Origin of the sequence: Halomonas smyrnensis AAD6, assembly GCF_000265245.1 — a bacterium.
In the GTDB taxonomy this organism is placed as follows: Bacteria; Pseudomonadota; Gammaproteobacteria; order Pseudomonadales; family Halomonadaceae; genus Halomonas; species Halomonas smyrnensis.
Window position 1 is genome coordinate 213416 of sequence record NZ_AJKS02000001.1, and the last position, 14571, is coordinate 227986.

The 14571-nt window shown below is 68.0% G+C and carries 14 protein-coding genes; 11 read left to right on the plus strand and 3 right to left on the minus strand.

Going from position 1 to position 14571, the window contains the following annotated elements; translation table 11 throughout:
* Positions 1 to 3: 3 nt before the first annotated feature.
* Both UYS_RS0200940 and UYS_RS0200945 read left to right on the plus strand, forming a co-directional pair.
* Positions 4 to 252 carry a sulfurtransferase TusA family protein gene (locus tag UYS_RS0200940; protein WP_026068265.1) on the plus strand — a complete coding sequence of 83 codons (249 nt, stop codon included), beginning with the start codon at positions 4 to 6 and terminating at the stop codon, positions 250 to 252.
* Positions 249 to 1361: an AI-2E family transporter gene (locus UYS_RS0200945; RefSeq protein ID WP_016853614.1), complete on the plus strand. Its 1113-nt coding sequence runs from the start codon at positions 249 to 251 to the stop codon at positions 1359 to 1361. Before UYS_RS0200940 ends, UYS_RS0200945 begins: the two co-directional genes overlap by 4 nt.
* Positions 1362 to 1402: 41 nt before the next feature.
* On the opposite strand, the gene UYS_RS0200950 is transcribed toward UYS_RS0200945, so the two are convergent.
* Positions 1403 to 1894, minus strand: a complete 492-nt coding sequence (locus UYS_RS0200950; protein WP_016853615.1) for a peroxiredoxin — start codon at positions 1892 to 1894, stop codon at positions 1403 to 1405.
* Between the two features lie 192 nt (positions 1895 to 2086).
* Here UYS_RS0200950 and dapA point away from each other — a divergent pair, with 192 nt between their 5' ends.
* From dapA to purC, 4 genes are all read left to right on the plus strand, one after another.
* A complete protein-coding gene (dapA, locus tag UYS_RS0200955) occupies positions 2087 to 2971 on the plus strand; it encodes a 4-hydroxy-tetrahydrodipicolinate synthase (protein WP_016853616.1) in 885 nt (294 codons plus the stop codon).
* A gap of 74 nt (positions 2972 to 3045) precedes the next feature.
* Positions 3046 to 4005: an outer membrane protein assembly factor BamC gene (locus UYS_RS0200960; protein WP_026068266.1), complete on the plus strand. Its 960-nt coding sequence runs from the start codon at positions 3046 to 3048 to the stop codon at positions 4003 to 4005.
* Positions 4005 to 4790, plus strand: coding sequence for an MBL fold metallo-hydrolase (locus tag UYS_RS0200965; RefSeq protein WP_016853618.1), 786 nt, complete (start codon positions 4005 to 4007; stop codon positions 4788 to 4790). The genes UYS_RS0200960 and UYS_RS0200965 overlap by 1 nt, the downstream gene beginning before the upstream one ends.
* Before the next feature lie 41 nt (positions 4791 to 4831).
* Positions 4832 to 5545 carry a phosphoribosylaminoimidazolesuccinocarboxamide synthase gene (purC, locus tag UYS_RS0200970; protein WP_016853619.1) on the plus strand — a complete coding sequence of 238 codons (714 nt, stop codon included), beginning with the start codon at positions 4832 to 4834 and terminating at the stop codon, positions 5543 to 5545.
* 197 nt (positions 5546 to 5742) lie between these two features.
* Here purC and tsaA read toward each other — a convergent pair whose 3' ends face one another.
* On the minus strand, positions 5743 to 6462 hold the full coding sequence (tsaA, locus tag UYS_RS0200975; RefSeq protein WP_016853620.1) for a tRNA (N6-threonylcarbamoyladenosine(37)-N6)-methyltransferase TrmO: 720 nt from the start codon (positions 6460 to 6462) through the stop codon (positions 5743 to 5745).
* Between the two features lie 113 nt (positions 6463 to 6575).
* Here tsaA and UYS_RS0200980 point away from each other — a divergent pair, with 113 nt between their 5' ends.
* Positions 6576 to 7097, plus strand: a complete 522-nt coding sequence (locus tag UYS_RS0200980) for a GNAT family N-acetyltransferase (RefSeq protein ID WP_016853621.1) — start codon at positions 6576 to 6578, stop codon at positions 7095 to 7097.
* 3 nt (positions 7098 to 7100) lie between these two features.
* Here UYS_RS0200980 and nadC read toward each other — a convergent pair whose 3' ends face one another.
* Positions 7101 to 7949, minus strand: coding sequence for a carboxylating nicotinate-nucleotide diphosphorylase (gene nadC / locus UYS_RS0200985; protein ID WP_016853622.1), 849 nt, complete (start codon positions 7947 to 7949; stop codon positions 7101 to 7103).
* Positions 7950 to 8026: 77 nt separating this feature from the next.
* On the opposite strand from nadC, the gene ampD reads away from it, so the two are divergent.
* From ampD to adk, 4 genes are all read left to right on the plus strand, one after another.
* Positions 8027 to 8596 carry a 1,6-anhydro-N-acetylmuramyl-L-alanine amidase AmpD gene (ampD, locus tag UYS_RS0200990; protein ID WP_016853623.1) on the plus strand — a complete coding sequence of 190 codons (570 nt, stop codon included), beginning with the start codon at positions 8027 to 8029 and terminating at the stop codon, positions 8594 to 8596.
* Positions 8597 to 8930: 334 nt separating this feature from the next.
* Positions 8931 to 11606, plus strand: coding sequence for a pyruvate dehydrogenase (acetyl-transferring), homodimeric type (gene aceE / locus UYS_RS0200995; RefSeq protein ID WP_026068268.1), 2676 nt, complete (start codon positions 8931 to 8933; stop codon positions 11604 to 11606).
* A 73-nt stretch (positions 11607 to 11679) separates the two neighbouring features.
* Positions 11680 to 13647 carry a pyruvate dehydrogenase complex dihydrolipoyllysine-residue acetyltransferase gene (gene aceF / locus UYS_RS0201000; RefSeq protein WP_016853625.1) on the plus strand — a complete coding sequence of 656 codons (1968 nt, stop codon included), beginning with the start codon at positions 11680 to 11682 and terminating at the stop codon, positions 13645 to 13647.
* A 232-nt stretch (positions 13648 to 13879) separates the two neighbouring features.
* Positions 13880 to 14536 carry an adenylate kinase gene (adk, locus tag UYS_RS0201005; RefSeq protein ID WP_016853626.1) on the plus strand — a complete coding sequence of 219 codons (657 nt, stop codon included), beginning with the start codon at positions 13880 to 13882 and terminating at the stop codon, positions 14534 to 14536.
* The last annotated feature ends 35 nt before the right edge of the window (positions 14537 to 14571 follow it).

Below are 14571 nucleotides of genomic sequence, written 5' to 3' on the forward strand. Positions count from 1 at the left end.
GACATGGCTGTGCAACCCGACGACGTCCTCGATGCCAGAGGGCTTTCCTGTCCGTTGCCTCTGCTCAAGGCCAAGCAGGCGCTGTCGCGCCTGGCCCCCGACCAGGTACTGGAAGTGATGGCCACCGATGCCGGTTCCTGGCGCGACTTCGAGTCCTTCATCGCCCAGAGTGCCCACGAGATGCCGGCCCGCGAGGAGCGGGGCGAGGTCTATCACTACTGGATCCGCAAGGGTGGGGAGGCCGGCTCATGACGCTGCGTTCGCTGCTGCGCGGCTGGGTCGATCACTATCTCTCCGACGAAGAGGCGGTGATCCTGCTGGTGGTCCTGGTGCTGGGCTTCGCGGTGGTGATCTGGCTGGGCCAGATGCTGGCCCCCTTCCTCACCGCGCTGGTCATCGCCTTTCTGCTGCAGGGCGGGGTGAATGCCCTGACCCGGCGACGGGTGCCGCACTTCCTGGCGGTGATGCTGGTCTACCTGGCCTTCGTCGGCGTGGTGCTGGCCATGGCGCTGGTGCTGCTGCCGCTGATCTGGACCCAGCTGGTCAATCTGCTGCAGGAGGCGCCGCGCATGTTCGCCAGCGGCCAGCAGCTGCTGGCCGATCTCCAGGCGCGCTATCCCGATCTGGTGACGCCGGCCCAGATCCAGGACTGGGTGGGCATGGCCGGTCGCGAGGTGACGCAGCTCGGCCAGCGGGCGCTGTCGCTGTCGCTGGCCTCGCTGGGCAACGTGGTGGGGCTGATCGTCTACCTGGTGCTGGTGCCGATCCTGGTGTTCTTCATGCTCAAGGATCGTGACCTGCTGGTGGGCTTCACGGTCTCGCTGCTGCCGCGCCGCCGCGGGCTGATGACCCGGGTGTGGCAGGAAATGGACGCCCAGATCGCCAACTACGTGCGCGGCAAGGTCACCGAGATCGTGATCGTCGGCACCGTGTCCTTCTTCACCTTCGCCTTCTTCGGGCTGCCCTATTCGGCGCTGCTCGGCGTGCTGGTGGGGCTCTCGGTGCTGGTGCCCTACATCGGCGCCGCCGTGGCGACGGTGCCGGTGGCGGCGGTGGCCGGCTTTCACTTCGGCGTCGGCGACCAGTTCCTCTACGTGCTGGTCGCCTACGGGGTGATCCAGGCGCTGGACGGCAACGTGCTGGTGCCGGTGCTGTTCTCCGAGGCGGTCAACCTGCATCCGGTGTCGATCATCCTGGCGGTGCTGTTCTTCGGTGGGATCTGGGGCTTCTGGGGCATCTTCTTCGCCATCCCGCTGGCGACCCTGCTCAAGGCGCTGGTCTATGCCTGGCCGCGGGGCATCCAGCAGCATCGCCAGGAAGAGGCCGCCCACCGCGCCCCGGACGGCGCCGACGAGGCCTGACGACACCATCGCGCCGGCCCGGCCGGCGCGCTCGCCGCGGTTTACGCGCCGGGCATCGGTTCGCCGGCGTGAAGGGCCTGGGCGGCCTGTAGCACCTCGTCCACGTGGCCCTTGACCTTCACCTTGCGCCACTCCCGGGCCAGCGTGCCCTCGGCGTCGATCAGGAAGGTGCTGCGCTCGATCCCGAGATGCTCCTTGCCGTAGAGCTTCTTGAGCTTGATCACGTCGAACAGCCGGCACACCGCCTCGTCCTTGTCGGACAGCAGCGTGAAGTTGAAGTCCTGCTTGGCCTTGAAGTTCTCCTGGGCGCGGATGCCGTCGCGGGAGACGCCGACGATCACGGTGTTGGCGGCGTCGAAGGCGTCCTTGTGGTCGCGGAAGTCGCCGCCCTCGGTGGTGCAGCCCGGGGTGCTGGCCTTGGGGTAGAAGTAGATCACCACCTGGCGGCCGCGCAGCTCCGAGAGGCTCAGGGTGGTATCGCCGGTGGCGGTGGCGGTGAAGTCGGGCACCGGCTGGCCGAGGCTGACGCTCATGACGGGTCTCCAATCGGGGAATGAACGTCATGATTACACGCAACCCGCCGGCGACTGTAAAGTCGCCGCTGTACAGGCTCTCGAGCCCTGAGTACCATTTGGCCCCTGGCATCGCGCCCACGGGCGAGGGCGGGTTTTTCATGGCGACCGAGCCCTGCGGTCGCCGGCAGGCTGCGAGAGGACAAGACGAGGATGATCACGGGTAGCATCGTCGCGCTGGCGACACCGATGAAGGTCAACGGCGATATCGACTGGGAAGCCCTGCGGGCCCTGGTCCACTTCCATCTGGACAATGGCACCGACGCCATCGTCGCGGCGGGCACCACCGGCGAGCCGACCACCATGTCGTTCGCCGAGCACTTCGACGTGATCCGCACGGTGGTGGAAGAAGTCGGCGGCCGGGTGCCGGTCATCGCCGGCACCGGCGCCAACGCCACCTCCGAGGCGGTCGAGCTGGCGCGCTATGCCAGCGAGGTGGGGGCGGACTACTGCCTGTCCGTGTGCCCCTACTACAACAAGCCGACCCAGGAAGGCCTCTACCAGCACTTCAAGGCCGTCGCCGAAGGCAGCAACCTGCCGGTGATCCTCTATAACGTGCCGGGTCGCACCTGCTCCGATCTCTACAACGAGACCGTGCTGCGCCTGGCCGAAGTGGACAACATCGTCGGCCTCAAGGATGCCACCGGCAACCTGGAGCGCGCCGAGGACCTGATCGCGCGCCTCAAGGGCAGCGACTTCATGCTCTACTCCGGCGACGACGGCACCGCCTGTGACTTCATGCTGATGGGCGGCCACGGTGACATATCGGTGACCGCCAACGTTGCCCCGCGCGCCATGCACGACCTGTGCGCCGCGGCGGTGGCCGGCGACTCCGAGAAGGCGCACCAGATCAACACCCGCCTGATGCCGCTGCACACCAATCTCGGCATCGAGGCCAATCCGATTCCCGTCAAGTGGGCACTGAATCGCATGGGCCTGGCGGAAGCGGGCATCCGCCTGCCGCTGACCTGGCTCTCCGAGAAGTACCACTCCACCGTCAGCGAGGCCCTGCAGCTGGCCGGCGTGATCGACGACTGAGGTCGACGAACCGAGAGTGACGACTGACGCGGCGCGATACGCCGCGACCTGGATAACTTGAGCAAGGTGGACGCATGAGCTCTGCGCTGAAATGGATGCCGCTGGTGGCGGCGCTGGCCCTGGCCGGCTGTGCCCGCGACGGCTACTACGATGACCGTGCCGCCGACTACGTCGAGGCCGAGCCGAGCGCGCCGCTGGTGCTGCCCGACGGCCGCGATATCCGTCGCTACGGCGATGCGATGCCGGTTCCCGAGGCGCAGGGCACCTTCGTCTCCCAGGGCGAGGACTTTCGCGTGCCGCCACCCCGCGCCCTGGGCGCCGGCGGTGGCGTGCAGGCCGGCGGCGTGGCGCTGCGCGAGGCCGCCGGTCAGCGCTGGCTGGTGATCGGTGCGGCGCCCAGCGTCGTGTGGTCGGAGCTCGAGGACTTCGTCGCCGAGCGTGGCCTGACGGTGGTCCAGCGCGATGCCAATCGCGGCCTGCTGGTCACCGATCAGGCGAGGCTCAGCGTTCGCCCCGGCCTGCAGCAGGGGGCCAGCGAGCTGCGCTGCGAGCAGGGCGAGGCGACCCAGCAGCGCTGCCTGCGCGCCCTGCAGCGGCACTTCGAGGCGCGCGGTGCCACCGCCAGCGCGTCCTCGCTGGCGGTCCAGCGTCCCGAGGATCACGCCAGCCCGCTGCTGACCCAGTCCGGCGGCGAGTGGCACCTCGAGGTGCCCTACGCGGCGGACCGCACCTGGGCCGAACTGAGCTATCAGCTTGAGGCGGACTTCGCGGTGGATGAGCGTCGCGAGCTGCTCGAGCAGGACGCCGAGGCCGGCACCTTCCTGGTCGATTACCTGACGCTCAGCGCCCGCAGCGCGGGCATCTGGGACACCCTGACCAGCTTCGGCGGGGCGGACCCCCAGCGCATTCGCCTGTCGCTCGAGGCCTCGGGCCCCGAGAGCACCGTGCTCAAGGCCGATTCCGCCGATGACCGCGAGCTCTCCGACGAGGATCGTCGCGAGCTGCTCGAGCGGCTGGCCGGCCTGCTGGGCTGATGACGGAGGTCGCGACGCGGCGGCTGCACTTCGCTTCGCTCGGCAGCGGCAGCAAGGGCAATGCCACCCTGGTCAGCGACGGCGAGACGCGGCTGCTGATCGACTGCGGCTTCGGTCTCAAGGAGACCGAACGCCGTCTGGCGCGCTTCGACCTCCATCCTCGCCAGCTCGACGCCGTGCTGGTCACCCACGAGCACGGCGACCACATCCGCGGGGTCGGCCCGCTGGCGCGACGACACAAGGTGCCGGTCTACCTCACGCCCGGGACCTGGCTGTCGGGCAAGCTCGGCGAGGTGCCGCACCGGCACTGGATCACGCCCCAGGCGCGCTTCGCCGTGAAGGGGATCGAGATCGACCCGGTCACGGTGCCTCACGATGCCCGCGAGCCGGTGCAGTTCCGCCTGAGCGCCGCCGGCCGACGGCTCGGCCTGCTCACCGACCTGGGCCATCCCAGCGAGCACGTGGTCGAGGCCTTCCGCGGCTGCGACGCCCTGGTGCTGGAGTGCAACCACGACGTCCACCTGCTGGAGGTTGGCCCCTATCCGCCGAGCCTCAAGCGCCGGGTCGGCGGCCAGTGGGGGCACCTGGCCAACGCCCAGTCCGCCTGGCTGCTGCAGCGGCTGGGGCTGGACGGCCTGCAGCGCATCGTCTGCTCGCACCTTTCCGAACACAACAATCGCCCCGAGCTGGCCCTGGAGGCCCTGGTGCCACTGCTCGACGGCGACGAATCGCGCCTGACGGTGGCGGCCCAGGATCAGGGGCTGGACTGGCAGGCGATCACCTGAGATTCCAGAATTCCATCTGACTGTTGCCTGTGGAGGCTCCCATGGAAAAGCGTCAAGAACTCTATGCCGGCAAGGCCAAGTCCGTCTTCGCCACCGATGACTCGGATCGCCTGATCCTGCACTTCCGCGACGACACCAGCGCCTTCGACGGCGAGCGCATGGAGTCGCTGGAGCGCAAGGGCAAGGTCAACAACCGCTTCAATGCCTTCATCATGGGCAAGCTCGAGGAGGCGGGCATCCCGACGCATTTCGAGGGCCTGCTCGGCGACAACGAGTGCGTGGTCAAGAACATGGACATGCTTCCGGTCGAGTGCGTGGTGCGCAACATCGCCGCCGGCGGCCTGGTCAAGCGCCTCGGCGTGGAAGAGGGCAGCGAGCTCAATCCGCCGACCTTCGAGCTGTTCCTCAAGAACGACGCCCTGCATGACCCGATGATCAACGAGTCGCTGGCCGAGACCTTCGGCTGGGCGACCCCGGAGCAGCTGGCCGAGATGAAGGCGCTGACCTTCCGCGTCAACGAGGTGCTCAAGCAGCTGTTCGCCGCCGGCGACCTGCTGCTGGTGGACTACAAGCTCGAGTTCGGCCTGTTCCAGGGTCAGATCGTGCTGGGCGACGAGTTCTCCCCGGACGGCTGCCGCCTGTGGGACGCCGAGACCCGCGAGAAGCTGGACAAGGACCGCTTCCGTCAGGGGCTGGGCGGCGTGATCGAGGCCTACGAAGAGGTGGGCAAGCGTATCGGCGTCGACTTCAGCTAAGACGACTGCCATGCCGAACGAAGGGCCCTGCGGGGCCCTTTGTCGTTTCTGACATCCGGCACTCGGCATAGGCGAGATGCGCGCCGGGGCAAGGTGGCGCGAGGGTTTTTTGCCATGGATGGCAAAAGTTAGCGCCCAGGGATGGGTTCATAGCGCCCTCGCGACGCCTTGACGCCGGAAAAGCGCATCAGCTGGCCTTACGCCGCCACGATCTCGACGACCTCCAGCGCTGTCTCGCCGGTCTCACCGGCCAGCGCCCGGAAGCGCACGTCCACGTCGCGCAGCCGCACGCCGTAGAGGCGCTCCTCCGCCCCCTGGCGATAGGCGGGGCGCGGGTCCTGGGCCAAGACCTGATGGATCAGTGCGCGCAGCGAGGCGCCGTCGGGACGCGCAGCCAGCGCCGCCTCGGCCATCGGCGTCAGGCGCACGGGCAGGGCGGTCGGCGCCTCGGGGGCGAAGCCGGCCCGGGCCTCGGGGCGTGATTCCGCCCAGGGCAGGTAGGGCTTGATGTCGAGCACCGGGGTGCCGTCGACCAGGTCGGCGCCGCGCAGCCGCAGGCGCACGCCGTTCTCGACGTCGATGCCCTCGAGCTCGACCAGCGACAGCCCCAGGCGGTTGGGGCGGTGGGTGCTGCGGCTGGCGAACACGCCGACCTTCGCGTTGCCGCCCAGGCGTGGCGGGCGCACCAGCGGCGTCCAGCGCTCGGGGCTCAGGTGGAAGACGAAGGTCACCCACAGGTGGCTGAAGGCCTCCAGGCCGCGCACCGCCAGCGGGTCGTCGTGGGGCGGCGTCAGCACCAGGCTGGCCCAGGCGGCGTCGGCCAGCCCCGGCTGGCGGGGGATGCCGAACTTGTCGGGGTAGTCGCTCTCGATGCGCCCGATGGGCGTCAGGGCGAAGGTCTCGGGAGTGTCGTTCATGGGCGCTTCCGCTGGTTGCCGCCGCGATACGCCGCCGTCCTGGTCGGGGGCATTGGCGTGGCGGCATCGCTTCGGTAGTCTCGTGGCGTCTTCATCGTCGCAGGATGCCCTTCATGGGTCAGTTCGATACCCCGCGCGCTACGGCGCCGCGTCTCGTCTATCGTGAGGCCCGCGCCCAGGACGGCGCCGATCAGGCCGAGGTCTTCCATCACGCCGTCATGCAGGGCGCCATGAGCCACTACACGCTGGCCGCCCGGGAGGCCTGGGCGGCGGTGCTGCCCCGCGAGGCCAGCGCCTGGGTCGCCCGTCACGCCCTCTACACCACCCTGGTGGCGGCCTGTGACGGTCGCTGTGTGGCCTTCCTGGAGTTGGACCCGGCCGCGGGACACGTGGAGTCGCTCTACGTCTGGCCGTCGCTGGCTCGTCGCGGCATCGGCAGCGCCCTGCTGGGCCATGCCGAGCGCCTGGTGCGCGAGCGGGGCGCAGAGCGGCTGAGCATCGATGCCAGCCTGGTGATGGCCGATGGGCTGGAGCGCAGCGGCTGGCGTCGGGTGCGCGAGGAGTGGGTCGAGCGCGGCGGCGAGCGGCTGCCGCGCCGGCACCTGGAGAAGCCGCTGGCGCCGCAGCCCGCCTGAGCCTCAGGCCTGCTCGAGGAAGCGCATCGACAGGTCGATCGCCTTGACGTCCTTGGTCAGGGCGCCGCTGGAGATGCGGTCGACGCCGGTCTCGGCGATCGCCTTGAGGGTCGTCTCGTCGACGTTGCCCGAGGCCTCGAGGATGGCGCGCCCGTCGTTGCGGCGCACCGCCTCGCGCATGTCATCGAGCGAGAAGTTGTCGAGCATGATGATGTCGGCCCGGGCGGCCAGCGCCTGGTCGAGCTCCTCGAAGGTCTCCACCTCTACCTCCACCGGCAGGTCGCGGGCGATGCGCCGCGCGGCCTCGACCGCCGCCGCGATGCCGCCGCAGGCCGAGATGTGGTTCTCCTTGATCAGGAAGGCGTCATGGAGGCCGATGCGGTGGTTGATGCCGCCGCCGCAGGTCACGGCATACTTCTGCGCCAGGCGCATGCCGGGCAGGGTCTTGCGGGTGTCAAGGATGCCCACGCCGGTGCCGTCCAGCAGGTCGACGTAGTGGCGGGTGCGGGTAGCGGTGGCGGACAGCGTCTGCAGCAGGTTCAGCGCCGCGCGCTCGCCGGTGAGCAGGCTGCGCGCCGGCCCCTCCAGCTCGAGCAGCGGCGCGCCGGCCTCGAGGCGGTCGCCGTCGGCGGCCTGCCAGCGCAGCGCCACCCGTGCGTCGAGGCGGCGGAACAGCTCGTCGACCCAGGCCACGCCGCACAGCACCGTCGGTTCGCGGGTGATCACCCGGGCCCGGGCCCATTCCTTCTCGGGGATCAGCTCGGCGGTGATGTCACCGGGACCGACGTCCTCGGCCAGCAGCCGGGCGGCGCTGTTGCGGATCTCTTCGGCGAGGGCATCCTGATAGTGCATGGTGGCGTGATCTCTGTCCTGGGAAGCTCGGGCCGTCCATTATAGGGGAAAGGTCAGGACCGACGTCAGGGGGAAAGATGCCGATTCACGAGGGCTGGCTGAGCGGGGCCCGCCGGGTGCCGTCACCCAATCACAACGCGCGACCGGAGGGCGAGGTCTCGCTGCTGGTGCTACATTCCATCAGCCTGCCGCCGGGCGAGTTCGGCGGCGATGACATCGAGCGGCTGTTCACCAATCGCCTGGACCCGGACCGGCATCCGTTCTTTGCCGGGATCGCCGGGCTTCGGGTCTCGGCGCATCTGCTGATCCGCCGCGACGGCGAGTGCGTGCAGTTCGTGCCCTTCCACGAGCGGGCCTGGCACGCCGGCCGCTCGCGCTGGCGGGACGGCGAGGTCGAGCGCGAGGGGCTGAACGACTTCTCGGTGGGCATCGAGCTCGAGGGCGACGAGGTCTCGCCCTACACGGCCGCCCAGTACGCGGCGCTGGCCAGGGCGACCCGGGCGCTACTGGCGGGCTATCCGGCGATGACGGCATCGCGCATCACCAGTCATGCCCGTGTCGCGCCGCTACGCAAGACCGACCCCGGGCCGGCCTTCGACTGGGCCTTCTTCCGCCAGCGCCTGGCCGCGACGGACATTTTCTCGTAATAAAACATTGTTACCGAGCCTGTGGTGAACCGGAGGAACGTGTCGGTGAAGCGGCGTGGAAGGAGTAGATCACCGCCGATCTGGCTCGATTCAGCAGGAAATGGCGAATGGAGACGGGTTTCAATATTTTGAAAAGACTTTCCATATCTGCTTCAATTGGCAGCCGCCAGCGTTTGCGGTATCGTCGGCGCACCCGCCGACTTTAGTCGTGCTGACTTGTAAAACGACTACAACAGAAACTTCCGGCATGGAGGTGATCCTTCCATGACCGTCATCATGCGCCACACCCCCTTGCTGGGGGCTGTTGCCCCCAACGTCATTCGGAGAGACGTCTATGAGTCTTGAGACAAGAGAAGATCTCGATCCGGTCGAAACCGCGGAATGGTTGGATTCCCTGGAATCGGTACTGGATCGCGAGGGCGAGGAACGTGCCCGGTATCTGATGACCCGCCTGGCGGATCGCTATCGCCATGACGGCATGCAGGTGCCTTTCTCGGTCACGACGCCGCACCGCAACACCATTCCGGTGCACCGCGAGGCGCCGATGCCCGGCGATCTCTTCATGGAACGTCGAATCCGCTCGCTGATCCGCTGGAACATGGCGGCGATGGTGACCCGGGCCAACAAGGCCAACAAGGGCATCGGCGGCCACCTGGCCAGCTTCATGTCCTCGGCGACCCTCTATGACGTGGGCTTCAACCACTTCTTCCGCGCGGCCAACGGCGACTTCAAGGGCGACCTGGTGTTCATCCAGGGCCACAGTGCGCCGGGCATCTACGCGCGCTCCTTCCTGGAAGGGCGCCTCACCGAGGCGCAGATGGACAAGTTCCGCCAGGAAGTCGACGGCGACGGCCTGTCCTCCTATCCGCACCCCTGGCTGATGCCGGACTACTGGCAGCTGCCCACCGTGTCCATGGGCCTCGGCCCGATCATGGCCATCTACCAGGCCCACGTCATGAAGTACCTGGACCAGCGTGGCCTGCAGCCGATGCAGGACCGCAAGGTCTGGGCCTTCCTGGGCGACGGCGAATGCGACGAGCCGGAGACCCTGGGCGCGATCCACCTGGCCAGCCGCGAGAAGCTCGACAACCTCAACTTCGTCATCAACTGCAACCTGCAGCGTCTCGACGGTCCGGTGCGTGGCAACTCCCGCATCATGGACGAGCTCGAGGGCGTGTTCCGCGGTGCCGGCTGGAACGTCATTAAGGTCGTCTGGGGTCGCCACTGGGACACCCTGTTCGAGAAGGACAAGAAGGGCGTCCTGCAGAAGCTGATGGACGAGACCGTCGACGGCGAGTACCAGAACTGCAAGGCCAATGGTGGTGCCTATACCCGGGAGCACTTCTTCGGCAAGTACCCGGAAACCGCCGAGATGGTCAAGGACATGTCCGACGAGGACATCTGGAAGCTCAACCGCGGCGGCCACGACCCGTTCAAGGTCTACGCGGCCTACCACGAGGCCTTCCACAACGACAGCGGCCGTCCCACCGTGATCCTGGCGCACACCGTCAAGGGCTACGGCCTGGGTGCCGCCGGCGGCGAAGCCGACATGGAAGCGCACCAGATCAAGTCCATCGACGATCAGGACGTGCTCAAGAGCTTCCGCGACCGCTTCGGCATCCCGGTGTCCGACGAGGCCATCGAGAACGAGATGCCGTACTACAAGCCGGGCGACGACAGCCCGGAGATGAAGTACATGCATCTCCAGCGCGAACGCCTGGGCGGCTACCTGCCGGCGCGTAACCCGGACTTCGAGGCGCTCGACATCCCGGGGCTCGACGACAAGATCTTCTCGTCGCAGACCGGCGGCTCCAAGGGCCGTGAGGTCTCCACCACCATGGCCTTCGTGCGCATCCTGAACGGCCTGGTCAAGCACAAGGGCTTCGGCAAGCAGGTCGTGCCGATCGTGCCCGACGAGGCGCGTACCTTCGGCATGGAAGGCATGTTCCGTCAGCTCGGCATCTACACCTCCGAGGGCCAGAAGTACGAGCCCATGGACAAGGGCCAGCTGATGTTCTACCGCGAGGACAAGGCCGGCCAGGTGCTCGAAGAGGGCATCACCGAGGCCGGCGCCATGTCCTCCTGGATCGCCGCCGCGACCTCCTACAGCAACCACGGGCTGCCGCTGCTGCCGTTCTACATCTACTACTCGATGTTCGGCTTCCAGCGCATCGGTGACCTGGCCTGGGCCGCCGGCGACATGCAGGCGCGCGGCTTCCTGGTCGGCGGCACCGCCGGTCGTACCACCCTCAATGGCGAGGGCCTGCAGCACCAGGACGGTCACAGCCTGATCCAGGCCTCGACCATCCCCAACTGCCGCAGCTACGACCCGACCTACGCCCACGAGGTCGCGGTCATCGTGCAGGACGGCCTGAAGCGCATGTTCGCCGACAAGGAGAACTGCTTCTACTACCTGACGGTGATGAACGAGAACTACGAGCATCCGGCCCTCGAGGAGGTCCCTGCCGACGACATCATCAAGGGCATGTACCTGCTGCGCGAGACCCAGGGCGACAAGCGCGTCCAGCTGATGGGCTCCGGCACCATCCTGCGCGAGGTCGAGGCCGCCGCCGAGATGCTCGCCGAGGAGTGGGGCGTGGGCGCCGACATCTGGAGCGTCACCAGCTTCAACGAGCTGCGTCGCGAGGCCCTGGAAGTCGACCGTCAGGCATTCCTGCATCCGGCCGACGAGCCGGGCAAGCCGCACGTCACGCGCTGCCTGGAAGGCCGTGAGGGGCCGGCCATCGTCTCCACCGACTACATGAAGCTGTACGCCGACCAGGTCCGCGCCTGGGTGCCGACCGACTATCATGTGCTCGGTACCGACGGTTTCGGTCGCTCCGATACCCGCGAGAAGCTGCGTCACTTCTTCGAGGTCAACCGCTACTTCGTCACCGTGGCCGCGCTCAAGGCGCTGGCCGACCGCGGCGAGATCGATCGCAAGGTCGTCGGCGAGGCCATCGAGAAGTACGGTATCGACCCCAGCAAGCCGAGCCCGCTCTCTGTCTGAGGCGTCGACCGACCGGTGGCATGGCGGGCCTGTCGAAAGGCCCGCCCCGTGAAGAGTTTGAAGGAGCGCGACCTTGAGTAGCGAAATCATCAAAGTGCCCGACATCGGTGGCGACACCGATGTGGAAATCATCGAGATCGCGGTGGCGGTCGGCGACGTCATCGCCGCCGAGGACTCCCTGATCACCCTGGAATCCGACAAGGCTTCCATGGACGTGCCGTCGCCCCAGGGCGGCAAGGTCGTCAAGGTGCTGGTCAAGGAAGGCGACACCGTCTCCGAGGGGGACGACATCGTCGAGCTGGAGGTCGAGGGCGGCGGCGACGCCGAGCCCGAGCAGCCCGCCGAGGCTGCCTCGCAAGCGCCGGCCGAGCCGGCCGCGGAGTCCAAGCCGGCACCGGCCGCCAAGCCCGCGTCCGGCGGCAGCCAGACCGTGGACATCACCGTGCCCGACCTGGGCGGCGCCAGCGACGTCGAGATCATCGAGGTCGCGGTGTCCGAGGGCGACGAGGTGGCCGCCGAGGACACCCTGATCACCCTGGAGTCCGACAAGGCCTCCATGGATGTGCCGAGCCCGCACGCCGGCAAGATCGCCAGCTTCACCGTCAAGGAAGGCGACACCGTCTCCGAGGGCGACGTGATCGGCACCATCCAGATCGCCGGCGGCGGTGACGAGGCGCCGGCCGAGGAAGCCGAGGCCGAGTCCGCCCCCGCCGAGCAGCCGGCCCCGGCCGCCGAGTCCGATCCGGCCGAGCAGGCCAGCGGCGAGCCCGAGCGTCGCGAGGTTCGCGTGCCGGACCTGTCCGGTGCCAGCGACGTGCCGGTGATCGAGATCGCCGCCAGCGTCGGCGACGAGGTGGCCGAGGAAGACCCGCTGATCACGCTGGAGTCCGACAAGGCCTCCATGGACGTGCCGAGCCCGTTCAAGGGCAAGCTGGTCGAGCTGAGCGTCAAGGAAGGCGACACCGTCTCCGAAGGCGACCTGATCGGCTACATCGAGACCGCCGGCGCCGCGCCGAAGGCCGCTCCGCAGCAGCAGAGCGCGCCCAAGGCCGAGGCCCCGGCCAAGGCCGCCGCGCCCGCGAGTGCCCCGGCCAGCGCCGAGAAGCCGCGTGACGGCAAGCGCGTTCACGCCGGTCCGGCGGTGCGCATGCTGGCCCGCGAGTTCGGCGTCGATCTTGCCCTGGTCAAGCCCAGCGGTCCCAAGGAGCGGGTGCTCAAGGAAGACGTCCAGGCCTACGTCAAGCAGGTGATGTCGGGCCAGGCCAAGGCGCCGGCCGCCGCGCCGGCCGCGGCCGAGGGCGGTTCCGGCATTCCGCCGATCCCGGACCAGGACTTCAGCCAGTTCGGCGAGGTGGAAGAGAAGAAGATGGGTCGCCTGATGAAGATGGGCGCCACCAATCTTCATCGCAGCTGGGTCAACATCCCGCATGTCACCCAGTTCGACGAGGCCGACATCACCGAGCTCGAGGCCTTCCGCAAGTCGATGAAGGCCGAGGCCGAGGCGCAGGGCGCCAAGCTCACGCCGCTGCCGTTCCTGATCAAGGCCTGTGCCGTGGCGCTGCAGAAGTTCCCGCAGTTCAACGTCAGCCTGAAGAGCGACGGCGAGACCGTGGTGCAGAAGAAGTACATGCACATCGGCATCGCCGTGGACACCCCGGACGGCCTGATGGTCCCGGTGATCCGCGACGCCGACCAGAAGTCGCTGGTCGACCTGGCCAAGGAGTCCGTGGAGCTGGCCAAGAAGGCGCAGTCGAAGAAGCTCAAGCGCGAGGAGATGACCGGTGGCTGCTTCACCATCTCCAGCCTGGGCTCCATCGGCGGCACCGCCTTCACGCCGATCGTCAACCCGCCGGAAGTCGCCATCCTCGGCGTTTCCAAGGCATCGATGAAGCCGGTCTGGGACGGCGCGGCCTTCCAGCCGCGGCTGACCATGCCGCTGTCGCTCTCCTACGACCACCGGGCGGTCAACGGCGCCGACGCGGCGCGCTTCACCGCCTTCCTCGGCCAGGTGCTGACGGACATCCGTCGCCTGCTGCTCTGATCGAGGACGAGTGAGCCACGACCGACGGCGCCGCAAGGCGCCGTCGGCGTTTCCGGACCGGGAAATACCAAAGTGCTAGTCTCGCCAGTCCCTTGATCTCACGGGGTTTTCTGGCGCGTTCGGGGCCGTCGCGGGCGTGTGTCGCTTGTGTGACGTCGGTCGCCCCGGTATGGTTCGCTATTCTTCATTTTCTCCCCTTTCTGAATCCATCACACTTCCAAGGAGCAGTTCGATGCGAGTGATCCTGTTGGGCGCGCCGGGCGCCGGCAAGGGAACCCAGGCCCAGTTCATCTGCGAGCGCTACGGCATTCCGCAGATTTCCACCGGCGACATGCTGCGTGCCGCGGTCAAGGAAGGCAGCGAGCTGGGCCTCAAGGTCCAGGAGATCATGACCACCGGCGGCCTGGTGTCCGACGACATCATCATCGCCCTGGTCAAGGAGCGCATCGCCCAGCCGGACTGTGTCAACGGCTTCCTGTTCGACGGCTTCCCGCGCACCATTCCCCAGGCCGACGCCATGAAGGAAGCGGGCGTGAAGCTCGATCACGTGCTCGAGATCGCCGTGCCCGACGAGGAAATCGTCAACCGCCTGGCCGGCCGCCGCGTGCACCCGGCCTCCGGCCGCGTCTACCACGTCGACTACAACCCGCCGAAGGAAGAGGGCAAGGACGACGTCACCGGCGAGGCGCTGATCCAGCGCGACGACGACAGCGAAGCCACCGTGCGCAACCGCCTGTCCGTCTATCACGAGCAGACCGCGCCGCTGGTCGACTACTACCAGCAGTGGGCCCAGCAGGAGCCCGACGCCGCGCCGGCCTACCACAAGGTGGAAGGCGTGGGCAGCGTCGACGACATCACCAATCAGGTGATCGCCGCCCTCGAGAGCTGAGAAAAGGCGGATTTGCTACTGCGCTCGACATCTTG